Source organism: Variovorax sp. KK3 (assembly GCF_001984055.1).
Classification (GTDB): Bacteria; Pseudomonadota; Gammaproteobacteria; order Burkholderiales; family Burkholderiaceae_C; genus Variovorax.
The window spans coordinates 1-9,382 of sequence record NZ_LYVO01000139.1 but is presented as its reverse complement, the minus strand read 5'-3'; the positions used below and the strand labels follow the sequence as shown (position 1 = coordinate 9,382).

Genomic DNA, 9,382 nt, shown 5'->3' with positions numbered 1-9,382 from the left:
CGTCAACGCCGGGCCCGCAGCCTGCGAGGCCTTCGCCCGCCTGGTGCGCCGGCTCGACGCCCCGTGCACGCTGACGCTGATGGGCATGGGCGCCTTCCCCGCCTCAGACCCGCGCTTCGTCGGCATGCTGGGCATGCACGGCACGCTCGAGGCCAACCTGGCGATGCACGAATCCGACCTGGTGCTGTGCGTGGGCGCGCGCTTCGACGACCGCGTGACCGGCAAGCTCGACGACTTCTGTCCGCAGGCGCGCAAGATCCACATCGACATCGATCCGGCGAACGTCGACAAGGTGGTGAAGGTCGACGTGCCGATGGTCGGAGACTGCGGCACGGTGCTGGAGGCCCTGCTGCAGATGCCGCCGCTCGATGGCCTGGCGCCCGACCGCCTTGCGCCTTGGTGGCGGCGCATCGAACGCTGGCGCGGACAGCGCTGCCTGGGCTTCGTGCCGCGCACCGACGCCATCCTGCCGCAGCAGCTGATGGCCTCGCTGCAGCAGGCGCTGGACGGCCGCGACGCCATCGTCTCGACCGATGTTGGTCAGCACCAGATGTGGGCCGCGCAATACCTGCAGTTCGAGCGCCCGCGCCGCTGGCTGACTTCGGGCGGCGCCGGCACCATGGGCTACGGCCTGCCGGCGGCCATCGGCGCGCAGCTCGCGCATCCAGGCGCGCTCACCGTCTGCGTGAGCGGCGACGCCTCGGTGCTGATGAACATCCAGGAGCTCGCCACGGCCCGGCAGCACATGGCGCCGGTCAAGCTGGTGCTCTGCAACAACGGCTACATGGGCATGGTGCGCCAGTGGCAGGAGCTCAACCATGGCAACCGGCTGAGCCACAGCTGGAACGAGGCGCTGCCCGACTTCGTCGCGCTGGCGCGCGCCTTCGGCTGGGGTGCGCGGCGGGTGGACGACCCCTCACGGTTGCAAGAGGCACTGGACGAATGCCTCGCATCGGAAGGGCCGTTCTTCCTCGACGTGCAGGTGGCCGCTCAGGAGAACTGCTTTCCGATGATTCCCGCCGGCATGGGCCATCACCGGGTCATGTTGGCCAAGGACCGTTGGCACGACGGCGAGTGAGCCGAGCCCGCCCGATCGCCGCTCAGAGCGTCTGCGCAATGCGGCGCGGCACCTCGATTTCCATGTCGAGCAGCATCTGCGCCATGCCCTTGCCCAGCGGGTCCATGCGCCGCGACGATGGCCCGCCGCCATCGAGCGCCTCGTGCAGCAGCAGGTTCATCGCGGCGATGCCCGGGAGGTAGTAGCGCTCCACGGGGCCGTGCACCAAGTGCGCGAAGTACGCCTGCACCGCCTCGGGCGTCACCCTGGCCCACAGCAGCGGCAGCCATTCGGGGCGGCGCGCGACCAGGCCGATGTTGGACAGGTCGCCCTTGTCGCCGCTGCGGGCCCAGGCCAGCTTCAGCAAGCGCACGGGCTGCGTGGGTTCGTCGTCTTGCGGCCATGGCGCCGGGGCTGCGACGGGTGCCATGGCTTCCTCGCTTTCGTCGCACGGAATCGGCACCGCGTGCCGCTCGCCGTCCATGACGAAGCCCACCGGCAGCGCCGACTTGTCCAGCATGAATGCGAAGGGTCTGACCAGCGGCGACGCCGCAGGCCGCCCGCCCCCAGGCCCGGTGGTGCCCGGCGCCCACGAGGTGCCTGCCGGGGCGATCTCGCGCGCGAACATCGCGAGCGCCTCTTTGTGCGGATGGTCGACGACCACGCGCATCATCACTTCGCGCACGCCCTGCGCACGCGCGTGCGGACCATAGAGCGACTCGGCGCCGATGACCTCCACGTGCGTCGCGCTGAAGGGCGGGGCGCCCCTCTCGCGCAGGATGCGGGCAGTGCGCTGCAGGATGGCATCGGCGGTGCGGCGCGCCTTCCTGGCCGCGTCGATGCCCACGATCACCAGGCTGCCGGCGCAGCGGAAGCCATCGAGCCGCGTGGCCGACACCTTGTAGCGCGCACCCGGCGCACGTCCCCGCGCTGCGCTCACCCACACCCGGTCTTCCCCACGCTGCTCGATCCGCACCTCGCGAAAGTCGCAGCACACGTCGGGCAGCCGGTAGGCACCCGGGTCGCCGATCTCGTAGAGCAGCTGCTCGGCCACGGCTGCACGCAGCACGCGCCCGCCGGTGCCGTCGGGCTTGCTCAGCTCGAAGCTGCCGTCGGCATGGCATTCGACGATCGGGTAGCCGATGTTCGGCCAGTCGGGAATCGATTCCCAGTCGGTGTGCAGGCCGCCCGTGGCCTGGCAGCCGCACTCGATGACGTGGCCGGCCAGGCTGCCCGACGCGAGCAGGTCGTAGTCGGTCGCGAGCCAGCCGAATTCGTGCATCAGCGGCCCGAGCGTGACGGCGCTGTCCACGCAGCGGCCGGTGATCACCACGTCGGCGCCGGCGGCCAGCGCGGCCGCGATGGGCAGGGCACCGAGGTAGGCATTGGCGCTGAGCACCTGCTCGGGCAGCGCTTCGTTCCTGTCGATGTCGCGCAGGCCCTGCGCCCGCAAGGCCGGCATGCGCTCGCCGACGTCGTCGCCTTCCACCACCGCGATGCGCAGCGCGATGCCTTCGCGTTCGGCCAGCGCCCGCAGGGCCGCGGCGCAGCCGTGCGGGTTGATGCCGCCGGCGTTGCTGACGACCTTGATGCCCTGCCGCTCGATCTCGGCCAGGACAGGCTTCATCGCGACGTCGACGAAATCCGTCGCGTAGCCCAGCTCGGGCTTCTTCGCGCGTGCTGCGGCGAGGACGGCCATCGTGGTTTCGGCCAGGTAGTCGAACACCAGGTAGTCGAGCCGGCCATGCCGCACCAACTGCGGCGCGGCCACCATGCTGTCGCCCCAGAAGCCCGAGGCGCCGCCGATGCGGGCGGTCTTGTCGGTCGCTGTGCGGGGTGCGCGGGGCATGCGGGCAGGTTAGCGGCCGGCAGTCCCCGGCGCTTGCGCCAATTCGCTGCCGTCGACGGCCCGCCGCAGCGCCGCGCGGGCCAGCAGGCGGGTCGAATCGAAGACCGGCAGCGGCGAGTTGCCGTCGTCGATGATCAGCGGGATTTCGGTGCAGCCCAGGATGACGGCCTCGCAGCGGTCCTCGTCCTTCATCCGGCGGATCACCTGCTGGAAGCCTGCCACGCTGCGCGCATCGAAGCGGCCGGGCACCAGCTCGTCCATGATGATCCGGTGCGTCTCGTCGCGCTCGGCCGCGCTGGGCCGCACGCAAATGAGGCCGCGTGCCGACAACGCCTGCGGGTAGACCTCGCTGTCCACCAGCCAGCGCGTGCCGGTCAGGCCGATGCGGCGGAATCCGCGCGCCACCGCCGCGTCGGCCACCACCTCCGCGATGTGCAGCCAAGGCAGCGGCGAGCGGGCCGCGATGAGCGGCAGGGCCTGATGGATCGTGTTGTCGGGGCAGATCAGGAAGTCGGCGCCGATGCCGGCCAGCTTGCCGGCCGACGTCAGCATCAGCTCGCCGACGCCGTTCAGGTCGCCGCGGTCGAGGCAATCGACGTACTCGGCCAGCGAGGGCGTGTGCATCGAGATCTCGGGATGGGCATGCGGGCCCAGCAGCCGGGGCCCTTCGGCGCAGAGGGTCCGGTAGCAGAGGGCCGCGCCTTCGGCGGAGCAGCCGACGATTCCGATGTGCAGGGGCATGGGGCGTCAGGGTCGTGGTGCCGGCGACCACCGCGGCCGGCTTGCGGCCGGCCATTCTGCGCCCCGCGCGGCGAGCTTTAGAACCCGCTCGCCTGGAAGTCCGTGCTGTGCAGGCAGATCGCCGCCATCGGGTTCTCCCGATAGCGGGCGGTGGCGAGCGCGTCGATCGAATCGGCGTTCTCGTCGTAGGCGCGAATCAGCGCCGAATCACCTTCGGGCGCGTGGAAGCGCGCATGCAGCGCCTCCCCGTCGATCCGCGCGATGATCCGGGCCCCGTCGTACCCGTCGGGATAGATGGCGAACTGGACGCCGCCAACTGCGGGAAGGAAGATTGCTTCGGAGGCCATAGGAACTTTGGTATTCGTTCCATCAGTATCAGATTTTTGCAAGGAGCAAAAAATAGGCCCGAAGGTGTATGCCGCTTACAGGGTGTGACGTATTTCACATCCGTCGCGCCTTTGCAGGGGCGTCGACCTACTGCTCGTTGAGCATGCCGCGGTCTTCGATGAAGGCCACCACCTCGGCCAGACCGGCCTGCGTCTTGAGGTTGGTCATCACGAAGGGGCGCTGCTTGCGCATGCGCTTCGTGTCGGACTCCATCACGCCCAGGTCGGCACCGACGTAGGGCGCGAGGTCGGTCTTGTTGATGATGAACAGGTCGCTTTTGGTGATGCCGGGGCCGCCCTTGCGCGGGATCTTCTCGCCCGCCGCCACGTCGATGACGTAGATGGTCAGGTCGCTGAGTTCGGGGCTGAAGGTGGCTGCCAGGTTGTCGCCGCCGCTCTCGACGAAGACCACGTCGGCATCGGGGAAGTCCGTCAGCATGCGGTCGATCGCCTCGAGGTTGATCGAGGCATCTTCGCGGATGGCGGTGTGCGGGCAGCCGCCGGTTTCCACCCCCAGGATGCGCTCGGCCGGCAGCGCGCCGGAAACCGTCAGCAGGCGCTGGTCTTCCTTGGTGTAGATGTCGTTGGTGATGGCGATCAGGTCGTACTTGTCGCGCATGGACTTGCACAGCATCTCGAGCAGCGTGGTCTTGCCGGAGCCCACCGGGCCGCCGATGCCCACGCGCAGGGGCGGCAGTCTTTTGGTGCGGTTGGCGATGTGGTGGAGGGCGGAGCTCATGGTGTTCCAGGGTTGAAGTATTCAGCTTCGAAAGAGTCGCGAGTATTGGGTTTCGTGGCGGGCCGACAGCACCGCCAGCATCGGGGCGAAAGCCTGGCGCTCATCATCCGCCAGTGCAAGGGCGCGGTCCACCGCCGCCGGAATGTCGGCAGCCAGGCGGCCCAGAATGCGCTGGCCGGCGCTCTGGCCCAGCGGCACCGCCTTGACCGCGGCGGCCGCCATGTTCTCGGCCCAGCCGAAGGCGAAGGCCACGCAAGCGTCATGCACAGGGGCCTCGGTGCGGCTCGCGGCGAAGGCGAAGGCGACCGGATAACTGGCGGGCAGCGCGTCGAAGATCGCCGCGGCGTCGGCGTGATGCAGCTTGAGCCACTCGACGAAAGAGCGGCCCATCTGCTCGGTCTGCAGCAGAAATTCGGCGGTTTCGCGGGTCTGGAACACCCAGTCGTTCAGCGCGCGGATGCGGGCCAGGTCGCCGCTGCGCCAAGCCGCCACGGCCTGGCCCACCACGGCAAGATCGCCGCGCGCCAGGCTCAGGTGCAGTTGCTCGACCAGCCAGTCGCAGGCCGCCTGTTCGCTCGCGACGCCAGCCCATTCGATGGCCGGCTCCAGCCCTTCGGAATACGAGAAGCCGCCGACCGGAAGGGCCGGCGAGGCCAGCCAGATCAGCTGCAGCAGGCTGGCCGCGGGCAGTCGGCCGGGCGCGTCATCCATCAGTGCGAGTGGCCGTGGTGATGGTCGTGATCGTGGCCGTGTCCATGGTCGTGTTCGTGCGGCGCGGCGTAGGCGTCCGGATGCAGCACCGGCCCGACTGGCGTCGTTGCGCCGTGCGAATGGCCATTCCCGCCGCCATGCGCACCATAGGCGCCGCCCTCGGGCTCGAAGCCTTCTTCGGCCTCCCGCACGATCAGGTGCATCGAGCGCAGCATGCCGGCCAGCACGTGGTCGGGTTCGATCTTCAGGTGGTCAGGCTGCAGCTCGATCGGCACATGCCGATTGCCCAGGTGATACGCCGCCCGCATCAGGTCGAAGGCCGTGCCGTGCTCGCTGCAATGCGTGATGACCAGCACCGGCTGCTTCGCCGCGATCACCTTGACGAGCGAGCCGTCTTCCGCCACCAGCACGTCGCCGCCACGCACCAGCGTGCCGCGCGGCAGAAACACGCCGAGCTGGCGGCCCTGCGAGTCGGTGGCGTCGAAGCGGCTTTTCTGGCGCACGTCCCAGTCGAGTTCGACCGTCGCGGCCCGCTTGAGCAGCACCGGCGCAAGGCCGCCGCCGCGGGGCATGAGTTTGTTGGCTGTGAGCATGAGGACAAGCGAAGAACTGTGCTGAGACTCGCGTGACAATTGCGCTCTTCAGCATGGAACATGACGATGGCGATTGTGCAGTTGATGGAGATTGAAGAAGACGTGATCGGGTTGAGTCTTCCGGAAGAGTTGCTCGCGCGGCAAAACTGGGGGGTCGGTGACCCGATAGCGCTTACTGAAGTCGACAACGGCTATCGCTTGTCATCACCCGGCAAGGAGTTGGAAGATCAAATGCAGGCGGGGTGCACGAACTTGCACGAGAACGGCTCAGCAACCCAAATGGAGTCGAACCGCGACAACGACGTTCGCCGCTAAAACAAGAAGTACCGCTGCGCCATCGGCAGCACCACCGCCGGATCGCAAGTCAGCAACTGCCCATCGGCCCGCACCGCATAGGTCTGCGGATCGATCTCCATCTTCGGCGTGTAGCCGTTGTGCACCATGTCGTGCTTGCGCACGCCGCGGATGTTCTTCACCGCGCTCAGGGTCTTCGCCAGGCCGTAGCGGCCGCCGATGCCCGCTGCCAGCCCGGCCTGCGACACGAAGGTCAGCGAGCCTTTGGCCAGCGCGCCGCCGTAGGCGCCGAACATCGGGCGGTAGTGCACCGGCTGAGGCGTCGGAATCGATGCGTTGGGGTCGCCCATCGCGGCCATCGCGATCATGCCGCCCTTGAGGATGGTGAAGGGCTTGATGCCGAAAAAGGCCGGCTTCCACACCACCAGGTCGGCCCACTTGCCGACCTCGATGCTGCCCACCTCGTGCGAGATGCCGTGCGCGATGGCGGGGTTGATCGTGTACTTGGCCACGTAGCGCTTGGCGCGCGCGTTGTCGTGGCGGCTGCCGTCCTCGGGCAGCTTGCCACGCTGCGCCTTCATCTTGTGGGCCGTCTGCCAGCAGCGGATGATGACCTCGCCCACCCGGCCCATGGCCTGGCTGTCGGAGCTGAACATGCTGATCGCGCCCAGGTCGTGCAGGATGTCCTCGGCCGCGATGGTCTCCTTGCGGATTCGGCTCTCGGCGAAGGCCAGGTCCTCCGGAATGCCGGCGTCGAGGTGGTGGCACACCATGAGCATGTCGACGTGCTCGTCGAGCGTGTTCACGGTGTAAGGCATGGTCGGGTTCGTGGACGACGGCAGGAAGTTCGCCTCGCCTACCACGCGCAGGATGTCCGGCGCATGCCCGCCGCCCGCGCCTTCGGTGTGAAAGGCGCAGATGGCGCGGCCCTTCACCGCCGCGATGGTGTTCTCCACGAAGCCCGACTCGTTGAGCGTGTCGCTGTGGATGGCCACCTGCGTGTCGGTGGCATCGGCCACGTCCAGGCAGTTGCTGATGGCGGCCGGCGTGGTGCCCCAGTCCTCGTGCAGCTTGAGGCCGATCACGCCGGCTTCGATCTGCTCGGTCAGGCCGGCAGGCAGGCTCGCGTTGCCCTTGCCGAGGAAGCCGAGATTCATTGGAAACGCATCGGCCGCCTGCAGCATGCGCTCGATGTGCCAGGGGCCGGGCGTGACGGTGGTGGCGAAGGTGCCGGTCGCCGGGCCGGTGCCGCCGCCCAGCATGGTGGTGATGCCGGAAGCCAGCGCCTCCTCGATCTGCTGCGGGCAGATGAAGTGGATGTGGCTGTCGATGCCGCCGGCGGTGACGATGTTGCCTTCGCAGCTGATGATCTCGGTGCCGGGGCCGATGACGATATCGACGCCCGGCTGCACGTCGGGGTTGCCGGCCTTGCCGATGGCCACGATGCGGCCGCCCTTGAGCCCGATGTCGGCCTTGACGATGCCCCAATGGTCGACGATGAGCGCGTTGGTCATCACCGTGTCGACCACGCCCTCGGCGCGCGTGCGCTGCGACTGCGCCATGCCGTCGCGGATGGTCTTGCCGCCGCCGAACTTGACCTCTTCGCCGTAGCCGCCGGCGCGCAGCGTGTAGTCCTGCTCGACCTCGATCACCAGGTCGGTGTCGGCCAGCCGCACGCGGTCGCCCACGGTGGGGCCGAAGATTTCGGCGTAGGCACGCCTTCCGATGGTGGCCATGTCTTAGAGCTTTCCTTGAACCAGACCCCGGAACCCGTACACCACGCGGTCGCCGGCGAAGTCGACCAGTTCGACCGTGCGCTGCTGCCCCGGCTCGAAGCGCACCGCCGTGCCCGACGCGATGTTCAGCCGCATTCCGCGTGCGGCCTCGCGGTCGAAATCGAGTGCGCCGTTGGTCTCGGCGAAGTGGTAATGCGAGCCGACCTGGATCGGCCGGTCGGCCGCGTTGCGCACCACCAGCGTCAGCGTGCGGCGGCCTGGGTTGAGGGCGTGGTCGCCTTCGTCGGTGATCAGCTCGCCGGGGATCATGCGATGCCGCCGAGCAGAGCGAGGCCGAATGCGGCGACCGCTGCACCTGCCAGTCGCGGCAGCCAGCGGTGACCGTTGCGCAATGCCCAGCCGGCGGCGATGCCGGCGGCGTGCAGCAAGACGGTCGCGGCCAGCATGCCGGCCAGCGTCGACGCAACGCCCGACTCGCCGGCCAGTTCCTGCCCGTGCGCGACGCCGTGAAAGACCGCGAAGACACCGACCAGCGCGGCCGCGGCCAGCGCAGGCAGCCGCCGCTGCGTGACGACCAGGAGCCCCAGCACCAGCAGCGAGGCCGCGATCATCGGCTCGACCGCCGGCAGCTGCACGCCCGCCAGGCCCAGCATCGCGCCCACCAGCAGCATCAGCGCGAAGCCCAGCGGCGCCCCGAGCAGATCGGGCCAGGCACGCCGTGCGGTCAGCGCGCTCCACAGCCCGACTGCCACCATCGCGGCCAGGTGGTCCGGCCCCGTCAGCGGATGCAGGAAGCCGGCCGCGAAGCCGTGGTGCAGGCCGGCGTCGGCGCCGGAATGGGCTGCGGCGGCCAGCGGCAGTGCCGCGATCAGGAGCAGGGGAGCTTGGCGAAGAAGGCGCATGGTGTCGTCGGTGTCGTGAGTTGTGTTGCTTGGCGTGTGGCTTGTGCTTGTGGTTCGTTGCCGAGTCAGACGATCGGCTGATGCACCGTCACGAGCTTGGTGCCGTCGGGAAAGGTGGCCTCGACCTGGATGTCCGGAATCATCTCGGGCACGCCTTCCATCACGTCGGCGCGCGTCAGCACGCTGCGTCCGTCGCTCATCAGCGCGGCCACGGTCTTGCCGTCGCGCGCGCCTTCCATCACGGCGGCGGAGATCAGCGCGACGGCTTCCGGGTAGTTGAGCTTGAGGCCGCGCGCGCGGCGCCGCTCCGCCAACAGGGCCGCCGTGAAGATCAGCAGCTTGTCTTTTTCGCGCGGTGTCAGTTCCATGGGGCG

Annotated in this window: 12 protein-coding genes; 2 read left to right on the top strand and 10 right to left on the bottom strand. The window is 68.9% G+C overall.

What is annotated here, in order from left to right; all coding sequences use genetic code 11:
* On the top strand, positions 1-1,078 hold a 1,078-nt coding region (locus B0W80_RS33150), incomplete at its 5' end, for a thiamine pyrophosphate-dependent enzyme (protein ID WP_256856757.1).
* Between the two features lie 22 nt (positions 1,079-1,100).
* Here B0W80_RS33150 and B0W80_RS33145 read toward each other — a convergent pair.
* The 6 genes from B0W80_RS33145 to ureE all read right to left on the bottom strand — a co-directional run bounded on the left by B0W80_RS33145 (position 1,101) and on the right by ureE (position 6,076).
* Positions 1,101-2,906, bottom strand: coding sequence for an acyclic terpene utilization AtuA family protein (locus B0W80_RS33145; RefSeq protein ID WP_077003392.1), 1,806 nt, complete (start codon positions 2,904-2,906; stop codon positions 1,101-1,103).
* Positions 2,907-2,915: 9 nt separating this feature from the next.
* The gene (locus B0W80_RS33140) at positions 2,916-3,647 is read right to left on the bottom strand and encodes an aspartate/glutamate racemase family protein (protein WP_077003391.1); all 732 of its coding nucleotides are present in this window, start codon (positions 3,645-3,647) and stop codon (positions 2,916-2,918) included.
* Between the two features lie 77 nt (positions 3,648-3,724).
* The gene (locus tag B0W80_RS33135) at positions 3,725-3,994 is read right to left on the bottom strand and encodes a hypothetical protein (RefSeq protein WP_077003390.1); all 270 of its coding nucleotides are present in this window, start codon (positions 3,992-3,994) and stop codon (positions 3,725-3,727) included.
* A gap of 127 nt (positions 3,995-4,121) precedes the next feature.
* Complete coding sequence (gene ureG, locus B0W80_RS33130) at positions 4,122-4,772, bottom strand: urease accessory protein UreG (protein WP_077003389.1); 651 nt, start codon at positions 4,770-4,772, stop codon at positions 4,122-4,124.
* A gap of 21 nt (positions 4,773-4,793) precedes the next feature.
* Complete coding sequence (locus B0W80_RS33125) at positions 4,794-5,483, bottom strand: urease accessory protein UreF (protein ID WP_077003388.1); 690 nt, start codon at positions 5,481-5,483, stop codon at positions 4,794-4,796.
* Positions 5,483-6,076, bottom strand: a complete 594-nt coding sequence (gene ureE / locus B0W80_RS33120) for an urease accessory protein UreE (RefSeq protein ID WP_077003387.1) — start codon at positions 6,074-6,076, stop codon at positions 5,483-5,485. The genes B0W80_RS33125 and ureE overlap by 1 nt, the downstream gene beginning before the upstream one ends.
* 66 nt (positions 6,077-6,142) lie before the next feature.
* Between ureE and B0W80_RS33115 the strand changes: the two genes are divergently transcribed.
* A complete protein-coding gene (locus B0W80_RS33115) occupies positions 6,143-6,391 on the top strand; it encodes a hypothetical protein (protein WP_143684896.1) in 249 nt (82 codons plus the stop codon).
* On the opposite strand, the gene ureC is transcribed toward B0W80_RS33115, so the two are convergent.
* The 4 genes from ureC to B0W80_RS33095 form a co-directional block, all read right to left on the bottom strand.
* Complete coding sequence (ureC, locus tag B0W80_RS33110; protein WP_077003385.1) at positions 6,388-8,106, bottom strand: urease subunit alpha; 1,719 nt, start codon at positions 8,104-8,106, stop codon at positions 6,388-6,390. The genes B0W80_RS33115 and ureC overlap by 4 nt on opposite strands.
* Positions 8,107-8,109: 3 nt before the next feature.
* A complete protein-coding gene (locus B0W80_RS33105) occupies positions 8,110-8,415 on the bottom strand; it encodes an urease subunit beta (RefSeq protein WP_077003384.1) in 306 nt (101 codons plus the stop codon).
* Positions 8,412-9,008 carry a HupE/UreJ family protein gene (locus tag B0W80_RS33100; protein WP_077003383.1) on the bottom strand — a complete coding sequence of 199 codons (597 nt, stop codon included), beginning with the start codon at positions 9,006-9,008 and terminating at the stop codon, positions 8,412-8,414. Before B0W80_RS33100 ends, B0W80_RS33105 begins: the two co-directional genes overlap by 4 nt.
* A gap of 65 nt (positions 9,009-9,073) precedes the next feature.
* Positions 9,074-9,376 carry an urease subunit gamma gene (locus B0W80_RS33095; protein ID WP_077003393.1) on the bottom strand — a complete coding sequence of 101 codons (303 nt, stop codon included), beginning with the start codon at positions 9,374-9,376 and terminating at the stop codon, positions 9,074-9,076.
* Positions 9,377-9,382 lie beyond the last annotated feature (6 nt).

What these genes read in the sequence shown, in the direction of transcription:
- B0W80_RS33145 (WP_077003392.1), bottom strand. Translation starts at nt 2,906, where the DNA reads ATGCCCCGCGCACCCCGCACAGCGACCGACAAGACCGCCCGCATCGGC.
- B0W80_RS33140 (WP_077003391.1), bottom strand. Translation starts at nt 3,647, where the DNA reads ATGCCCCTGCACATCGGAATCGTCGGCTGCTCCGCCGAAGGCGCGGCC.
- B0W80_RS33135 (WP_077003390.1), bottom strand. Translation starts at nt 3,994, where the DNA reads ATGGCCTCCGAAGCAATCTTCCTTCCCGCAGTTGGCGGCGTCCAGTTC.
- ureG (WP_077003389.1), bottom strand. Translation starts at nt 4,772, where the DNA reads ATGAGCTCCGCCCTCCACCACATCGCCAACCGCACCAAAAGACTGCCG.
- B0W80_RS33125 (WP_077003388.1), bottom strand. Translation starts at nt 5,483, where the DNA reads ATGGATGACGCGCCCGGCCGACTGCCCGCGGCCAGCCTGCTGCAGCTG.
- ureE (WP_077003387.1), bottom strand. Translation starts at nt 6,076, where the DNA reads ATGCTCACAGCCAACAAACTCATGCCCCGCGGCGGCGGCCTTGCGCCG.
- B0W80_RS33115 (WP_143684896.1), top strand. Translation starts at nt 6,143, where the DNA reads ATGGCGATTGTGCAGTTGATGGAGATTGAAGAAGACGTGATCGGGTTG.
- ureC (WP_077003385.1), bottom strand. Translation starts at nt 8,106, where the DNA reads ATGGCCACCATCGGAAGGCGTGCCTACGCCGAAATCTTCGGCCCCACC.
- B0W80_RS33105 (WP_077003384.1), bottom strand. Translation starts at nt 8,415, where the DNA reads ATGATCCCCGGCGAGCTGATCACCGACGAAGGCGACCACGCCCTCAAC.
- B0W80_RS33100 (WP_077003383.1), bottom strand. Translation starts at nt 9,008, where the DNA reads ATGCGCCTTCTTCGCCAAGCTCCCCTGCTCCTGATCGCGGCACTGCCG.
- B0W80_RS33095 (WP_077003393.1), bottom strand. Translation starts at nt 9,376, where the DNA reads ATGGAACTGACACCGCGCGAAAAAGACAAGCTGCTGATCTTCACGGCG.